This is a genomic window from uncultured Psychroserpens sp. (assembly GCF_947492715.1).
Lineage (GTDB): Bacteria > Bacteroidota > Bacteroidia > Flavobacteriales > Flavobacteriaceae > Psychroserpens.
The window spans coordinates 111461-130616 of record NZ_CANLNS010000004.1 but is presented as its reverse complement, the minus strand read 5'-3'; the positions used below and the strand labels follow the sequence as shown (position 1 = coordinate 130616).

The following is a 19156-nucleotide window of genomic DNA, read 5'->3' as shown; positions in this document are numbered from 1 at the left end:
ACCTATACACATTTCCTTTCTTGTCAATTTACATCGTTATAGTTAAATTGTTTAAGGTAGCTGTAATAAGCATTAAACAAACGAAAAACTGAGTATTTCTCAAAAAAAGAGCGTTTTTTTTGCGATGTATGTTTTTTGTTGAGGTCATTTTTGGCTTTTTCTTAATGTATAGGAGTAAATTTACCTATCAAGTATTCAAAATAGATTTTGGAGTTTTATTAAACTTAAATCTAAGTCATTAATTAAACTTAGAGGTTCCAACTCTTAATTACTAATTTAAAACAACTAAATGATGAAGAACAACATTCTTGTAATCTTTCTTTTCTTCGCCGCCACATTTTTAACTTTTTCACAGTCCAATAAGGTCTATGTAGATAGTGCCAGTGATGGGATGAGATTAAAAGTAGATGGGAAAGATTTTATGATCAATGGTATGAATTGGGATTACATTCCTATTGGTAATGATGTCGTAGATGCCAACTTATTTAAAAAGTCTGATGATATTATTAAATCTGCTCTTGATAGAGAAATGGCACTCTTAAAAAATATGGGTGTTAACGTAATACGTCAATATACTGGTGTGCCAGCCAAATGGATTCAGTATATCTATGAAAATTATGGTATTTATACGATGTTAAACCATTCTTTTGGACGATATGGCTTAACTATAGATGGTGTTTGGACTCCGGTAACAATATATGATGACGAAGCAACACAAACACTTTTAATGAATGAATTAACAAGTCTTGTAGAGGAGTATAAAGATACCCCTGGTTTATTAATGTATTTATTAGGTAACGAGAATAACTACGGTTTATTCTGGGCTGGTGCCGAGACAGAAGATTTTCCTGAAGGAGATGAACAAAAAAGAGCAGTGGGAGAAAATCGAGGAAGGCCAATGTATAGATTAATGAATGAAGTCACCAAAGCTATGAAGTCTATTGATGGTAATCACCCTGTAGCCATTTGTAACGGTGATGTCTTGTTTATTGATATCATTGCTGAGGAATGTCCAGATATTGACATCTATGGTACAAATACCTATAGAGGTGTTTCTTTCCGAGATATGTTTCAAACCGTAAAAGATGAATTAAACATTCCTGTAATGTTTACAGAATTTGGTGCAGACGCATTTAGTGCTAAAGATAATAAAGAGGATCAATACTCTCAAGCCTATTATATGGTAGGAAATTGGAAAGAGATTTACGAAAATGCCGCCGGATTAGGTGAAACTGGAAATTCAATTGGAGGTTTTACTTTTCAATTTAGTGATGGTTGGTGGAAATTTGGTTTTGACGACAGAAAAAATGCGGATGTACATGATAATAACGCATCTTGGGCAAATGGAGGATACTCCAGAGATCAAATTGCCGAAGGTGATAACAATATGAATGAAGAATGGTTCGGAATTTGTGCAAAAGGACCAACGGATCCAAGAGGGCTTTATGAATTATATCCAAGAGCCGCATATTATGCCTTGAAAGAGGCGCATCAGCTAAACCCATATGCCGAGGGGATGACAGCTGAGGCTGTACGCACATATTTTGATAATATTCAATTAATGGATGCTGTTTTGAGAGCTAGAGGTGATAAAGCTGCACTTGAAGGAGGAGGAGATCAGAAAATAAGGATTAGCAATTTACAAGCAAAGTTTACAACATTTAGCACTGGTGGTTCTTTGATTACAACACCAGATAATGAAGATCCAAATGTGAATGCATTTCCTAACCAATTAGGGTTTGACCATATGCAATCTTACTTTATTGGTGTTGAAGGGAATCCTGCTCCAAATATGAGGGCAAAGGTTAATCTTAATATATTAGGAAACGTAGCAGAAAATCCTATTGATGAAATATTCTATGAAAACGCAGGACGACCAATTACAGTTACTGGCGTCGATGGCGGAAATAATACAGATGTAGAAATTGCAGATTTTAATAGATTAAGAGTTTACCAAGCGGAATTCGAATGGAATGCTAAAGACTTCGATTTAAGAGGATTCTATCGTACGGGTCATTATCACTGGGGATATGAAGGTGATTTCTTTGGCTTGTATCCAGAGGCTAATTATGGGCCCAACTTAGATATTTATGGTGGTGAAATATTAGGGCTCGAAATAGATGGTAAGGGAGCAATAGATGGCCTTAAAGCGGCCTTCGGACCACAATTATGGTGGGGAGCTAACCCAACGACTTTATTAAAATACCAACGAAAAGTTGGACATTACGATATTACAGGAATCTATCATAGAGATCTTGATACCGACATTGAATTTGATCAAAACGGTCGACGTATTTTAGATGCTAATCAGGTGCGAAGTGGTGTAATTCCAGCATGGCCAACTGAGCGTGCTACACTTGTTGTTGAAAGAGAATTTGGTAAAGTTGATGTCACTCTAGGCGGTTTCTGGGGTGGAAGTCCGCTTAATGGTAGTTCTTTTCAAGCAATGAGAGGTGGTGTAGTTGTAGAAGATAAAATTGAAGGAAGAGATAATTGGGGAGGAAAAGCGAAGATTGCCTATGCAGGTGGCAGATTTAATTGGTATGCACAAGGTTCTGTAATGGGATTAGTTGCCAATGGAGGAGCCGACCAAACTTTAACATTTACTGGATGGAAACTAAAAGATTCTGGTAGTGGTAACATGTCCAATTTCCTTACAGGTTTCACGTACTCTGTTGGTGATTTTCAAATTGCGCCAAATTTTATGTGGCAAAAGCCTTTGATTGATGCAATGCCAGACGGTGTAGAAGCACCTGGTAGATTAAGAAATATTATAGATGATCCATTTGCTGTAAGGGGAGGTAATCGTGAAACAACGGCAGGTGAAATTTTAATCACCTATGACCCTGAACCAGGAACATGGTTCTATGAATGGAATAACGACCGAGCTGAAGATGCGAAGTTTGCTATGAATTTAGGCTTTGTATTTCGCCATCTTCCAACAACACAAGATGCTCATATAGGTTTCTTAGCTAATCGTACATTTTTTGCTTTTCCAACATCTGTACCAGCAGAAGATTTATGGGAGTTACACTCAAGAATGGTGTCAAAACTTGGACCTGATCTAGGGATCATTGGTAATTTTTATTATGGAAATGGGCAAGCTAATGGTGACAGTCAGAGAACAATTGATCGTTTCGGGGGAGATATCAGAATGATATATAAGAAAATGAAATTCGAGACTCACGTTAAAATTAATGATTGGGGACCATTTGATTACCACAGAGATTTTAACTTAACATTTCCGCTACAGTTAATGTTAGATGTGTCTACATCTTTAGGTAAACCAGATTGGTTTATTCTTCCTAGTACCACAGTTGGTATTAGAGGTACATGGAGATCTTTAGATCAATTCTCTCCAAGATATTTACCAAACCAAGCACCAGAGTTTGGAGTACCTCCTGTTAGCGCAGTTGGATTCCCAGATGGTTCTGAATGGGAAATTAGAACATATGTACATATTAATATAGGAAAATAAAAATTAGAAAAATGAAAAATATAAAGTTTATTAATTCAAAGGTTTTACTATTGCTAGCGTGTATTTCGATGGCTGTAGTAGGCTGTGATAGAGATATTTCTGATGATGCAATAGAAGCTGGATTTCCACAAAACGGAGATGTTTTTATTGATGGGTTTAGTGCAGGGTTAGATTACTTTCCTTTTGGAGATTCGTTTTTCGAAGCGTTTTCTGTTGATACCGAAACCACTTTCGGTGGTAGCGATGCTTCAATGCGATTTGATGTACCTAATGAAGGTAATCCTGATGGTGGTTATGCTGGTGCTATTTTCCGCACATCTTCTGGACGTGACTTATCAGAATTTGATGCCTTAACATTTTATGCAAAAGGTTCTGAAGCTAGAACGATAAATGATATTGGATTCGGACAAGATTTTGGTGAGAATAAGTTTCAAGCTGAAATTACAGGATCGCTTCAACTTACGACAAACTGGAAAAAATATATTATACCTATTCCAGACCCTTCAAAATTAACTGAAGAAAGAGGATTACTATGGTATGCCGAAGGACCTGAGGGTGGTACAGGATTCTCGTTTTGGCTAGATGATGTAAAATTTGAAAAGTTGGGTACTATTGCACAGCCAAGACCTGCTATTCTTGAAGGAAATGATTTAAACGAAACTACCTTTATAGGTTCTCAACGTCCGCTAACTGGTTTAAGACAAACATTTAATTTAGGAACAGGTATTGATGAAATCGTAAAAGCGGCACCTGGATATTTTAATTTTACATCTTCAAATCCTAGTGTAGCAACTGTAAATGAACTAGGCGTTGTAAATGTTGTTGGAATGGGAACTACCGTAATTACTGCCACGCTTGGTGGTATTGATGCTGCAGGATCCTTAACATTAGAATCCTTAGGAGAGTTTACTCAAGCGCCAATTCCAGATAGAGATCCTGAAAACGTGATATCTTTGTTTAGTGATGCTTACACGAATATACCAGTAGATTATTATAACGGCTTTTTTGCGCCATTTCAAACGACACTAGGAGGTGCACCTCCATTAAATATTGGTGGTGAGGAAGTTATTAATTATACAGATTTAAATTTCGTAGGTGTCGGTACATTTTTAAACGTATCTCCAATAGATGCAACGCAAATGACACACCTCCATGTTGATATTAATGTACAAGAAGCAATAGATGCAGGGGATTTTATAAGATTAGAAATACTCAATGGTGTTCAAACTCCAGATGAAATATCTGGATCGGTGACATTAAATAGTTCACAACTCGTGTCAAATGGGTGGGCGAGTTTTGATATTGCATTAGGTGACTTTGCAGGTTTAAGTGTTAGGGATCAATTAGGTCTTTTGTTCTTCGTTTCAGATGCAACAGTTTCAAATATCTATGTTGATAATATTTATTATTACAAAGAGGTTATAGATCCTTCGCCCAATGTAGATGATTCTGGTGCAACTCAAGTAGAATTGCCAATAGGTTGGGAGTCTACAACATTAACATATGACTTTTTAGGTTTTGCAGGTTCTGATCCTGCAATTGAAGCCAATCCAGATCCAACTGGAATTAATCCTACGGCTAATGTTATGCGAACTACAAAAACGGTTGGAGCCGATTTCTTTGCAGGAACTTTTGTCAATCTCGATGCACCAATTGATTTTTCAACATCTCAAAAATTACGAATGAAAGTTTGGTCACCTAAACTAGGTATACCAATTAGAGTAAGGTTAGAAAATGCTGATAATTCTGTTGGTATCGAATTAGATGCGAATACAACAACAAGTAATGAATGGGAAGAATTAGAGTGGGATTTTTCAGGAATGAATACCGCTCCAGATTATGTTAGAGTTGTTGTTTTCTTTGAATTTATTCCTGGCGTGCCAGGAGATGGAAGCACTTACTATTATGATGATATACAAATAATTAACTAAAGTTAAAGGTTATGCTAATTAGAACAGATAAAAAATATTTTAAAATGAAAAATGTCTCTCTTATAACTTGTTTATTACTAATAGTGTTTGTTTTTACAAATTGTAACACAGATGAGACTCAAACAGTAACGACCTTGAATAATTTAACATTGTCTCAAGAGTTTGATGTCAACGGAGCTCCTGATCCAACAATTTGGACTTATGACATAGGAGATGGCTCAGATATCGGATTGCCAGGTTGGGGTAATAACGAATTGCAATACTATACAGATCGTCCCGAGAATGTAGTCATTGAAAACGGAATGCTGAGAATAACGGCTAGACAAGAATCTTTTGAAGGGTCTGGTTATACGTCAGCTAGAATACAAACAAAAGATAAATTCGAACAACAATACGGGCGTTTCGAAGCAAGAATCCAATTACCATGGAGTCAGGGGCTTTGGCCAGCGTTCTGGATGTTGGGATCGGATTCTGATGAAGTAGTTTGGCCATTAACAGGAGAAATTGATATTATGGAAAACAGAGGTCAAGAACCTACATTAATTAATGGTAGTGTTCATGGCCCAGGATATTCTGCTGGCGAAGCAATTACAAAATCATTCGAATTGGAAAACGATCGCTTTGATACAGGGTTTCACATTTTCGGTATCGAATGGGGTCCAAATTATATCAACTACTACGTAGATGACGTATTGTACAATCAAATTACACCAGAGGATGTTACTGGAGAATGGGTGTTTAACAAGCCATTTTATATTATTATGAATGTTGCGGTTGGAGGTAATTATCCAGGTCCTCCAAACGAAAATTCTGTTTTCCCACAATCCATGTTGGTAGATTACATAAGGGTATACCAATAGTAATTTTTGAAATTTTAACTATCAAACGATTTATAGTAAAGGTTGAATGTATTCATATCATGGATACTCAGCTTTAAGAAAAAAGACATGCACTTTTATTAAGCATATAGATAATGATAAACGACACAACTTTAATGAGAAATAATACTATTTCTGAAGAAAAACGAATCAGGTTAACTGATTTGGTCATAGATAATGAGTCTTATTATAAGATATCAAATAGTGATGAAATTCGTCCATTTTTTATGAGTATCGTGAGTGATTCCAATCACTGGATGTTTATATCAAGTAATGGAGGACTAACGGCGGGACGTAAAAACTCTGAATATGCACTCTTTCCATATTATACAGATGATAAGATTACAGAGTCGGCAGATATTACTGGTAATAAGTCGATTTTTAAAGTTGTTAAGAATAACCAAGAATTCATGTGGGAACCATTAGCCATAAGGTCTTTGGGTAGGTATTCTACAACTCAAAATTTGTATAAAAACAGGTTTGGGAACAAAATCATTTTTGAAGAGATTAATCATGATCTAGAACTCATTTTTAGATACCAATGGAGTTCTAGTAATATGTTCGGTTTTATAAAAAAATCTAAACTCATTAATGTAGGAGCAGATACTGTTCAAGTAACACTCTTAGATGGTATTCAAAATATTATGCCAGCCAGCATTGGTAGTGATATCCAAAACCAATCGAGCAACCTTGTGGATGCATACAAGCGAAATGAACTGGAGGAAGCCACTGGCCTTGGAATTTACGCTCTAAGCTCAATTCTTGTTGATAAGGCCGAGGCTAGCGAAGCCTTAAGAGCCAATGTTGTTTGGTCGTTAGGATTAGATAACCCTAAACACTTGTTATCTGCTCTACAGCTTAACAATTTCAGATCAGGCGAAGACATTGTACAGGAAGTCGATATTAAAGCCGAAAAGGGAGCCTATTTAGTGTCTTCAGAAATTGAACTGTCGGCAAACGATTATAAAGAATGGATGATTGTTGCTAACGTTAATCAAAACCATTCTGACATAGCTTTATTGTCAAAACAAATTAGAGATAATGATGCACTAATTGATCAAATTAATGCCAATATCGATGCAGGCACGAAACGTTTGGTTGAACTAAATGCGGCTTCAGATGCTATTCAAGTTTCAGCAGATAGTTTAAGGGATACACGCCATTTTGCCAATACGTTGTTCAATATTATGCGTGGTGGAATTTTTGACAATGGATATCAAATTGAAAAATGGGATTTTAGTAATTACTTATTCAATGCAAACAAGAAAGTTGCGCGCACGTCAGAAAAGACTTTAGAACATCTTCCAGATGTATTCTCTTTATCAGAAATCCAAAAAATTGCATACGCTAGTGACGACAAAAACTTCAGACGTCTTTGTCTGGAATACATGCCATTAAAGTTTAGTCGCCGACATGGAGATCCGAGTCGCCCTTGGAATAAATTTTCAATTAATACAAGAAGTGAAGTTGATGGATCTAAAATATTAGATTATGAAGGGAATTGGCGTGATATTTTTCAAAACTGGGAGGCCTTAGCACATTCTTATCCAGAATTTATTGAGAGCATGATTCATAAGTTTTTGAATGCTACAACTTTTGATGGTTACAATCCCTATAGAGTAACAAAAGGGGGCTTTGATTGGGAAACAATTGAACCAGATGATCCTTGGTCTTATATTGGGTATTGGGGTGATCACCAAATCATTTATTTACTTAAATTTTTAGAATTCATTAATAATCACAAGCCTGGTAGATTAGAGCGCTTTTTTACGAAAGACCTTTTCGTTTATGCGAATGTTCCTTATAAAATAAAGCCTTATAAAGACTTATTAAAAGATCCAAAAGACACTATCATTTTTGATGAAGACTTAGATCGTAAAATCCAAGAAGAACGCTCACAATTAGGAGCTGATGGAGCTTTGTTGAGAGATGAAAACAGGTTTATTGTTAAGGCCAATTTTATTGAAAAAATCTTGGCGACATCTTTAGCAAAGTTATCTAACTTCATCCCAGAGGGTGGTATATGGATGAATACACAACGCCCAGAATGGAATGACGCAAATAATGCTTTGGTAGGTAATGGCGTGTCTATGGTTACGCTATATTATCTGCGCAGATTTTTTAACTTTTTCGAAGAATTACTTGACACCACAAATGTTAATGAAACCGAAATCTCTGTCGAATTATTTGACTTTCTTAATAAGGTTTTGGAAACATTTGAAAATCATAAATCCTTATTATCTGCGAGCATTTCTGATATCGATAAAAAATCAATCTTAGATCAATTAGGAGAAGCAGGAAGTGATTTTAGAACGCATATTTATAATCATGCATTTTCAGGAAGAAAAAGAACACTTTCACTAGATAGACTGAAAGATTTTATAGCAATTAGCAAATCCTATTTAGAACATTCTATTAAGGCAAATAAGCGGGCAGATGATTTATATCATGCGTACAACTTAATGACTGTAAATACAGATAATTCGATTTCTATTTCTTATTTAAGCGAAATGCTAGAAGGACAAGTAGCCGTTTTAAGTTCGGGCTATTTAAATGCAACAGAAGCTCTGAACGTTCTAAATGCTTTAAAGCAAAGTAAACTTTTTAGGGAAGATCAATACAGCTACATGCTGTATCCTAATAAAGAACTAAAAGGGTTCTTAGATAAGAATACAATTTCAGAAGACGCCATTTTTTCATCAAAATTACTTCAGGACTTATTGAATGATGGCAATACTCAAATTATAGAACGCGATGTAAATGGGGAATACCATTTCAACGGAAACTTTAAAAATGCTAATGATGTTTCTGCAGCATTAGAAGCACTTTCTGAAACAAAGTATAAATCATTATTGGCATCCGATACGCCAAAAGTGTTACAGGCTTTTGAAGACGTGTTTAACCATAAAGCATTTACGGGAAGGTCTGGAACATTTTATGGATATGAAGGTTTAGGGTCCATTTATTGGCATATGGTTTCTAAGTTATTATTAGCGGTCCAAGAATGTTGTATTAAAGCAGTTACCGAAAAGGAGAACGACATAGTAATAGGACATTTATTGGAGCACTTTTATGAGATTAACGAAGGAATTGGGGTACATAAATCTCCGTCGTTGTATGGGGCGTTTCCAACAGATCCCTATTCTCATACGCCTGGAGGAAAAGGAGCTCAGCAGCCCGGAATGACAGGCCAAGTAAAAGAAGATATTTTAAGTCGTTTTGGGGAGTTAGGAATATTTGTGACACAAGGCAGATTATTTTTTAACCCTTGTTTGTTGAGAGAAGAAGAATTCTTAACCGAGCCTAAAACGTTTAAGTATGTCGATGTAAATATGAAATGGAAGGAAATAGAGCTGGAGGCTCATTCTATGGCATTTACTTACTGCCAAGTTCCTATAATTTATAAAATGGGTTATGAAGATTGGATAGAAATTGAAACAACCCAAAGTTCACTAAAAACACTCAATAGTTTAGCCCTTGATACTATTATTAGTAAAGAAATTTTTGAACGATCAGGTTTGGTTGAGAAAGTTGTTGTGAGTATTAATAAATCTGTTTTAAAGTAAAACCAATAGGCATGAAATTGAAAACAAACATAATATGTATTGCTATTGTTTCAATAATCATGTGTGCCTGTAATCAAAACCCAAAATCAAAAAAACACATGCAAACAGCAAAACAAGTGACTGCTAAAGATATCTTAGGGAATCCTAATTATCTGGCAATATCTTATGGAGGTTATCGTAAAAAATCAAGAGATAGCCAACCAACACTAGAGGAGCTTAAGGATGATATGAAATTATTGTCGGCAATGGGTGTTAAAGTATTGCGCACATATAATGTGCAATTGCCTCACGCTTCTAATATTTTAAAAGCAATTACAGAACTTAAAGAAGATGATGATAATTTTGAGATGTATGTGATGCTTGGTGCGTGGATCGATTGTCTAAATGCATGGACAGATCAACCTATAGATCATGATGTTGAGAGTCCTAACAATACTGCGGAAATTGAAAGAGCGGTGGCACTGGCCAATCAATATCCAGATATTGTTAAAGTTTTAGCTGTTGGTAATGAAGCAATGGTTAAATGGGCAGAAAGTTATTACGTCCAACCTAGCGTTATTTTAAAATGGGTTACATATCTGCAAGAACTAAAAGAAAACGGAAAACTACCAAAAGATATATGGATAACTAGTTCGGATGATTTTGCGTCATGGGGTGGAGGCGAAGAGCAATACCATGTTGAAGATCTAGAAAAGCTAATTAAAGCAGTTGATTACATTTCAATGCACAGCTACCCATATCATAACTCACATTATAATCCAGAATTTTGGGGTGTGCCCGAAGCTGAAAATGATTTGTCTGATATAGATAAAATTGATGCTGCCATAAAGCGCGCTATCCAATTTTCAAAACGCCAATATGATAGTGTAACCAATTATATGAAAAGCATTGGTGTTAATAAACCAATCCATATTGGTGAAACAGGCTGGGCAACTGTATCTAAAGGATTTTATGGACCAAATGGTTCTAAGGCGACAGATGAATATAAGCAGGGATTGTATTATAAACTTATGCGAGAATGGACCAATTCTGCCGGAATCTCATGTTTCTATTTTGAAGCCTTTAATGAGCAATGGAAAGATGCACAGCATCCAAATGGTTCTGAAAATCATTTCGGATTATTTACAATTGACGGAAAAGCTAAATATCCAATATGGGATTTAGTAGATACGAATGTTTTTGACGGATTAACAAGAAATGGTAATCCCATATCTAAAACATATAATGGAGACAAAGCAGCACTAATGAAAGATGTATTAGTACCACCAGCTTTAAATGAAATAATGGCCAATCGATAGACAGGATCAAGAAAACAGTCGAGTATGAAAACAGTAAACTACATTTTTTATTCCCTTTTAATAGTACTTATGATAAGTTGTAATGAAAAAAAAGAAACAGGACAGACATTACTTGAAGTAGAAGTTTATGAGACATCCGCAGATGGAAATCAGCTTACAAAAATTGATGAATTTCCAATTTCAGATTCATTAACGGTTTTAAAGCTAAATCCAGATAAAAAATTTCAAACTATAACTGGGTTTGGAGGAGCATTCACTGAATCTTCAGCCTATTTATTAAATCAACTCAGTGAAGCTAACCGAACTAAAATATTAAAAGCCTATTTCAGCAGAGAAGGAGCTAATTATTCATTAACACGTACTCATATGAATTCTTGTGACTTCTCATTGAGCCAGTATTCTTATGCGCCTGTTGAAAATGATATGACTTTAGACCATTTCACCATAAAAGATGATATGGATGACTTAATTCCAATGATAAAAGATGCGATGAAAGTCTCTGAAGATGGCTTTGATATTTTTGCATCTCCATGGACAGCACCACCTTGGATGAAAGATAATAACGAATGGGTAGGTGGGAAATTGCTCCCAAAATATTATGATACTTGGGCATTGTTCTTTTCAAAATATTTAGATGCTTATAAAGCAGAAGGTATTGATATTTGGGGATTCACCGTAGAAAATGAACCTCACGGAAATGGAAATAACTGGGAGAGTATGCACTTTACACCAGAAGAAATGACCGAATTTGTTCAACATCATTTAGGACCAAAATTGGAAAGCGATGGCAAAGGTGATAAAATCATTCTAGGCTATGATCAAAATAGAGCAGGGCTTAAAGAATGGGTAGATGTCATGTATGCCACAGAAGCGTCTTCAAAATATTATGACGGAACTGCTATTCATTGGTATGAGAGTACCTATGATTATTTCCCAGAAGCGCTACAATATGCGCATAATAAGGCTCCTAACAAATATCTGATTGAGACTGAAGGTTGTGTAGACTCTGAAGTACCGAAATGGAAAGATGATGCATGGTACTGGAAAAAAGAAGCTACAGATTGGGGCTGGGATTGGGCAGCCGAAGACCAAAAATATTTGCATCCGAAATATGCGCCTGTTAACCGCTATGCGAGAGATATTATTGGATGTTTGAACAACTGGGTTGATGGCTGGGTAGACTGGAACATGGTTTTGGACAGACAAGGAGGACCTAACTGGTTTAAAAATTGGTGTGTGGCTCCAATTATTGTTGATCCAGAAGCCGATGAAGTCTATTTCACACCTATTTACTACACCATGGCTCATTTTAGTAAATATATGAGACCTGGAGCGGTGGTAATTGATGTTGAAAATCCAGACAAAGATTTAATGGTAACTGCGGTAAAAAACCCTGACGATTCTATAGCTGTAGTTCTTTTTAATGAGGGAAAAACAGCAAAGAATTTCACTTTGAATTTAAACAATAGCAATGTAGATATTAAAATTAGCGCACAGGCCATTCAAACGATTGTTGTGCCAAAAGTATAAATCACTAATAACTAACTAAACTAAATCACTATGTCAAAAATTAAAACAGCTGCAAAAGATAAAGTTCCGTTTGTACAAAAAACAGCCTTCGGTTCAGGACATTTGGTGTTAAATCTACTACCAGGAGCCTTAGCCGTCTTTATGTTTTTCTTGGTTACGGCATTTGGTATGGATCCATTTTTAGCTGGTTTATTAGGAGGATTGCCTAGAATATTTGATGCTTTAACAGATCCTTTGATGGGTTTTATTTCCGATAATACTAAGTCAAAATGGGGGAGACGCCGACCGTATATTTTAGTTGGCGCAGTATTGAGTGGAATATTGTTTGCACTTTTATTTCAGTTGAGTGAAAACAATTCAGTCATGTTTAACTTCTGGTATTTCCTACTAATGTCTCTATTCTTCCTTATAGGAAATACCATGTTCGCGACACCATTGGTTGGTTTAGGATATGAAATGACTTCCGATTATAATGAGCGAACACGATTAATGGCATTTGCTAATACAATTGGTCAAATAGCATGGATGTTAGTGCCATGGTTTTGGGTTGTCATTGCAGACCCTACTGTATTCCCGCTTAGTGAAGAGACTTTAAGGGCGATTGGTGAAATGGGACTTACAGGTGATGAATTGCAGAAGATAACAGATGAAAAATTACAGGCTAATGGCGTAAGACAATTATCACTATTGGTTGGGCTAGGATGTGCTATTCTTGGGGTTTTACCTGCTCTATTTTGCAAAGGTATGGATCCTGGTAAAATGGAAAATAGAAAGAAAATTAGTTTTAAAACATTATCATCAAATTTCAAGGAATTATTTGATGGTATAAAAACAGTATCAAAGAACAAACCTTTTATGAAATTGTGTGGCGCTACCTTTTTGGTGTTTAATGGATTTCAAATGGTAGCTTCATTTAGCTTTTTTATAATTGTCTTTTATATTTATAATGGTGATTACGGTCAAGCTGGTACTTGGCCTGCGTGGTTTGCTTCTTTAACAGCAGTAGTAACAGCCTTTATGGTTATTCCTATTATTTCTAGAATAGCAAATAAATGGGGAAAACGAAAAGCCTTTATTATTTCAACTGTTATTTCTATTGCTGGATATATTCTAAAATGGTGGGGATTTGATAATTCCTTAAATGCCGAATTCAACCAATCGAGCTACGGTCAGAGTTTAAATAGTTTTGTGGCTTCCATATTCGAAACAATTAATCCTTTTTTAGATAGTATAGGAATGTCCTGGTTTAGCATGGATACAAGTCAAGGAGGACCATGGTTAATGTTCTTGCCTATTCCACTTATGGCTTTTGGTTTAGGAGGGCTGTTCACATTAATGATGAGTATGACAGCGGATGTTTGTGATTTAGATGAATTAGAGAATGGGATGCCTAGAAAAGAAGGAACTTTTGGAGCAATATATTGGTGGATGGTGAAACTAGGACAAGCCATAGCTTTGGTGCTTGGAGGTGCCATATTAACCTTAGTGGGGTTTGACGAAGGAGCTGTGTCTCAAACTGCTGAAACCATGACACGGTTGCGGATAGCCGACATTGTAATACCAGCCATAACAGCAGCTATTGCTATTTGGATTATGTGGAAATACAACTTAAATGAAGATAGAGCTAGAGAAATAAAGAAAGAACTCATTGAACGAAGAGGAGAATTATAACTATAAATTAAAGATTTTAAATGTCATATAGAGAGGAAGAATATCACGCTTACAACGGCATCAGTTTTACAGAACATTCTGGGATTGATTTCGGTTCATATTCTATTGAAGAATTAAAAACGCTTTGGAGAGCAACGCTCAAAAAAGGAATGCACGGCATATGTTTTAGTATGTATGAGGATGGTCAGGAACCAGGCGATGTTATTACCGAAGCACAGGTAGAACGACGTGTTAAAATTTTAAAACCATATTCGAAATGGATACGTTCATTTTCTTGTATAGAAGGAAATGAACATATACCACGTATGGCGCACAAACATGGAATGAAAACTTTGGTTGGTGCTTGGCTTGGCGATGATAAAGATGAAAATGAAAAGGAAATAGAAGGACTCATTCAGCTGGCTAAAGAAGGAGTGGTTGATATCGCCGCAGTGGGTAACGAAGTACTTTACAGAAACGATTTGACTTTAGATGAATTATTAGGATATATCCGAAGAGTAAAAGAAGCTCTACCTGGTATTCCAATTGGCTATGTCGATGCGTATTATGAATTTTCAGTGCATCCAGAGCTTGTAGAAATTAGTGATGTCATTTTAAGTAATTGTTATCCATATTGGGAAGGGTGCCATATCGATGGCGCTTTACACCATATGCAGCAAATGTTTGGTCAGGCATCAGATGCAGGACGTGGAAAAAAAGTAATCATTACAGAGACAGGTTGGCCAAGTCAAGGAGGTAGTTTAAAAGGTGCATTTTCCTCTGAGGAAAATGCAATGAAGTACTTTATTAATACGCAAGTTTGGGCTACCAAAGCTAATATAGATGTGTTCTATTTTTCGTCATTTGATGAGTCTTGGAAAACAGGAGATGAAGGTGATGTTGGTGCATATTGGGGACTCTGGGATAAGCATGAAAAACTCAAGTTTTAAGATTGAATTTAGGTCAATTTAGTGCATACCGAGATTTGTATGCTACAACATAACAAATAATGAACAATACAACTGTAAAGATTAGCACAACATTACCACAACACATCAATTAAAATTGTGTTAAAGATTGGTTATGTTAATAATTAAAAACGCTTGAATTGCCTTTGTTTATTGGTTTTGTCGAAATAGTTAAACAGAAATAAAATTATTTGATTCTGTATGTTTTTTGTAGCGGTGCGTTTTGCGATAATCTCAAAATAGAGTGCTTAAATTTATAGAAATGAAAATATATTAATGTCTAATTTAAATAATTACTAATCTAATACATATAACTATGAAAAAAATTACACTAATTACTTTTTTATTGGCAACGGCTATGGTTTTTAGCCAAGCATTGCCACTTGATTATGAAGATACAACTACGACTGCAACATTTGAGTTTGGTGGTCTAGGTTTTGGTAATGTTGTTAATCCTGATATGACAGCTCCGAACACGTCAATGCGTGCATTAGAGGTGAATAAGCCAATGGGAGCAGAATGGTTTGGAGGATTTGGTTATGGAGCTCCTGATGGACCAATTTTAGCCGATATGGCCAACGGTACGTCATTTACATTAAAAGTAAGATCTTCAAAGGCTAATTTGCCTATTAGATTTGAAGTGCAAAGACCAGGAGAGGTATCTTATAATGTGATCCAAACGGTAACGACTGCAGATACTTGGACTGAGTTAACGTTTGATTTTACGAGCCAAGTTAATGGATCAGAACAATACAGTGTGATCGTAATTCAACCAGACTACGATATCTCTTGTGAAGGTGGAAGCTGCCCAACTATAGCAGTAGGTGGTGTATACTACTTTGATGACATTATACAAGTAGGAGCACCTGACCCAACATGTGATGATGGTATTCAAAATGGAGATGAAACAGGAGTTGACTGTGGTGGAGCTTCGTGCCCAACGTGTCCAGAGACTTGCGATGATGGTATTCAAAATCAAGATGAAACAGGAGTTGATTGTGGCGGCGCTTCTTGCCCTGCATGTCCTGCAGCAGATCCAACATCTGGACCTGTGAATAATGGATCTACAGGAACTGATTTTTATATCTATAGTGAATTAAGCGGAAATATGAACTCATCAGACTTTGCAGGATTTAATTTAGTTGACTTTGCAGGTGGTGCTCAAATTTCGCAACCTGATCTTGGTGGTGATACAGTTCTTAGAGTAGATAATTTAGATTTCTTTGGAAGTGGATTAGGTGAAAACTTTGACGCCACAGGAACATATAGCTATGTACATTTAAATTATTATGCTACAACGGCGACAGCGTTTAATTTTTCTTTAGTAGATGATTCATTGAGCGCTACTATTTGTTGTGGAAATCCGGAAGAACCATTTTTTAGGTTTGGTGTGGATGCTCCTTTGTTAACAGGAGAATGGGTTAGTGTATTTATTCCATTATCTCATTTTGCGAATTATCCACCATTAGTAAGTGGTACATGGGATGGAACAGATATCAAGCAAACATTGATTACTGGAAATGGAACAGTTTTTATTGACAACATTTTCTTTAGTACAACAAATACGTTAGGAGTCGATGACGTTACGAGAAACGAGTTTTCTGTATTCCCTAATCCAACAACAAATAATTGGACAGTTATTGGAACTCAAACTATAGAATCTGTTCAAGTATATGATGTTTTAGGAAAGCAGGTGGTTAATGTAACACCAAATGCAAATGAAGTAGCGATTGATGCATCTAGTTTAAAAACTGGGTTATACTTTGCAAAAGTTTCTTCGGCAACAGGAAGCAAAACAATCAAATTGATAAAAAAATAATGCATAACTAACTAATATGTTAAAAGCCACATTTGCTATATGCAATGTGGCTTTTTTTTGTTAGTATCAAAACCGTTCAATGAGTAAAACTTTTGATATAACTTTCTAATCCTAACGAAAGCATTTACTTTTACATTAAAATACATCCTTTTATCTTTTGCACTTATGGTAACACTAAAACAATTAGCCGAACAATTAAATGTTTCTGTATCTACAGTATCTAAGGCCTTACATGATAGTGATGAAATTAGCCCAGAGACCATTGAACGTGTCAAGGATTTGGCAGCATTTTTAAACTATAAACCAAATAAGCTAGCATTGAGCCTTAAAAATAGTAAGACCAATACAATAGGTGTTATTATTCCAAATATTCTAAATCATTTTTTTGCTAAGGCTTTATATGCTATTGAAATGGAGGCTAGTAAGCACGGTTATAATATTATAACCTGTGTGTCTAATGAGTTACAATCTAAAGAAATTAATAGCCTTCAACTATTATCAAATGGTAGTGTAGACGGCTTTATTTTGTCTTTAGCTGAAGAAACGCAGGTTGCAAATAATGTGAGTCATATTAACGACATACTACAACAAAATATTCCAGTAGTATTGTTTGATAGAGTGTCAGATGATATACATAGTGATAAGGTGATTATCGATGATTTCGGTGCGGCCTATGAAGCCACTAAACATTTGCTTTCTGAAGGAAGAACTCATATTGTACTCATTAGTAATATAGATGAACTAAGTGTAGGAAAGCTGCGTGTAAATGGATATTTGGCTGCTTTAGAAGAGGCTTCAAATTATGAAAATGAACCTATTGTTATTACAATCGAAAAAGACAATTCTGTAGAAGATGGCGTACAGCAACTCTTTGAAAAACACCAATCGGTTGATGGCATTATTTCAATCGACAATACCTCTGGTGTTGTTGCGCTTCAAAAAGCGTTAAAACTCAATTATAACATTCCTAATGATCTTTCTATTATTGGTTTTTCAGATGAAAATGTGCTTCAGTTTACTGACCCTAAATTATCAACTGTTTCTCAACACACTGTAGATATTGGTAGGGCCTCTGTAGAATTACTTATAAACCGCTTAAAGGATAAAGGTAGTACTGCTAAAATCACAAAAACGATTAAAACCAATTTAATCTTAAGAGAAACTACCAAATAGAATTTCTAAGGAAATGTGATATTTACGTTTCACGAGTTATAATTTATAATTAGATTTGTGTACATGGATATCTCACAGGTTTTCGGATACTTTGGTGCACTTTTAATAGGTCTGGTTTTAGGCTTAATTGGCGGAGGGGGTTCTATACTTACGGTTCCTATTTTGGTATACTTAATGTCTGTAAATCCAATTACGGCAACAGCATATTCACTTTTTGTTGTTGGAGTGTCTTCGGTTTTTGGAACCATTCAAAATATAAAAAAAGGATTAGTTGACTTTAAAACGGCCCTTGTTTTTGCAATTCCTGCTTTTATTGCGGTATATCTCGCAAGAAAACTTATAGTACCAGCCATTCCAGAAACAATTTTTACAGTCGGTGATTTTATCTTAACAAAAGACATTGGTATTATGGTGTTTTTTGCGATTATTATGTTATTGGCTTCTATATCAATGATTAAAGAGAGAAAAGTAACGCCAAAATCATCTCCAACCAACGTAAAATTTAATTACCCTGTTATTATTATTGAAGGCCTTGCGGTTGGTGTACTCACCGGAATAGTAGGCGCGGGAGGCGGATTTTTAATAATTCCAGCCTTGGTGTTATTAGCAAAACTTCCAATGAAAAAAGCAGTTGGGACGTCATTATTAATTATTGCTGTTAAGTCGTTAATTGGATTTATTGGGGATATAGAAAATCTTGAAATTGATTGGTCGTTTTTACTAGTATTTACAGCAATTTCTGTAGTTGGGATTTTTATTGGAAGCTACCTTTCTAATTTTATTGACGGTAAAAAACTAAAGAAGAGTTTTGGATGGTTTGTTTTGATCATGGGCATTTATATAATTTTAAAAGAGTTATTATAAT

At 35.6% G+C, this 19156-nt stretch carries 11 protein-coding genes; all 11 read left to right on the top strand.

The genetic code is table 11. From position 1 onward, the window contains the following. The first annotated feature begins 292 nt into the window (after positions 1 to 292). Positions 293 to 3478: a glycosidase gene (locus tag Q0787_RS11750; RefSeq protein ID WP_298903089.1), complete on the top strand. Its 3186-nt coding sequence runs from the start codon at positions 293 to 295 to the stop codon at positions 3476 to 3478. 11 nt (positions 3479 to 3489) lie between these two features. After that, a complete protein-coding gene (locus Q0787_RS11745; protein WP_298902888.1) occupies positions 3490 to 5409 on the top strand; it encodes a carbohydrate-binding protein in 1920 nt (639 codons plus the stop codon). Between the two features lie 44 nt (positions 5410 to 5453). Then, positions 5454 to 6269, top strand: a complete 816-nt coding sequence (locus tag Q0787_RS11740; RefSeq protein WP_298902886.1) for a glycoside hydrolase family 16 protein — start codon at positions 5454 to 5456, stop codon at positions 6267 to 6269. A gap of 113 nt (positions 6270 to 6382) precedes the next feature. Next, complete coding sequence (locus tag Q0787_RS11735) at positions 6383 to 9853, top strand: hypothetical protein (protein WP_298902885.1); 3471 nt, start codon at positions 6383 to 6385, stop codon at positions 9851 to 9853. A gap of 11 nt (positions 9854 to 9864) precedes the next feature. After that, complete coding sequence (locus tag Q0787_RS11730) at positions 9865 to 11151, top strand: glycosyl hydrolase family 17 protein (protein ID WP_298902884.1); 1287 nt, start codon at positions 9865 to 9867, stop codon at positions 11149 to 11151. A gap of 24 nt (positions 11152 to 11175) precedes the next feature. Next, a complete protein-coding gene (locus Q0787_RS11725; RefSeq protein WP_298902883.1) occupies positions 11176 to 12681 on the top strand; it encodes a glycoside hydrolase family 30 protein in 1506 nt (501 codons plus the stop codon). 30 nt (positions 12682 to 12711) lie between these two features. Continuing rightward, positions 12712 to 14352: an MFS transporter gene (locus tag Q0787_RS11720; protein WP_298902881.1), complete on the top strand. Its 1641-nt coding sequence runs from the start codon at positions 12712 to 12714 to the stop codon at positions 14350 to 14352. A 20-nt stretch (positions 14353 to 14372) separates the two neighbouring features. Beyond that, entirely contained in the window at positions 14373 to 15281 is a 909-nt protein-coding gene (locus Q0787_RS11715) for a glycosyl hydrolase family 17 protein (RefSeq protein WP_298902880.1), read from the top strand. Between the two features lie 334 nt (positions 15282 to 15615). After that, positions 15616 to 17118, top strand: a complete 1503-nt coding sequence (locus Q0787_RS11710) for a T9SS type A sorting domain-containing protein (protein WP_298902879.1) — start codon at positions 15616 to 15618, stop codon at positions 17116 to 17118. Between the two features lie 165 nt (positions 17119 to 17283). Continuing rightward, the gene (locus Q0787_RS11705) at positions 17284 to 18291 is read left to right on the top strand and encodes a LacI family DNA-binding transcriptional regulator (RefSeq protein ID WP_366915892.1); all 1008 of its coding nucleotides are present in this window, start codon (positions 17284 to 17286) and stop codon (positions 18289 to 18291) included. 63 nt (positions 18292 to 18354) lie between these two features. Further along, positions 18355 to 19155 (top strand): sulfite exporter TauE/SafE family protein, encoded by an 801-nt coding sequence (locus Q0787_RS11700; protein WP_298902877.1) that lies wholly within the window; start codon positions 18355 to 18357, stop codon positions 19153 to 19155. Position 19156 lies beyond the last annotated feature (1 nt).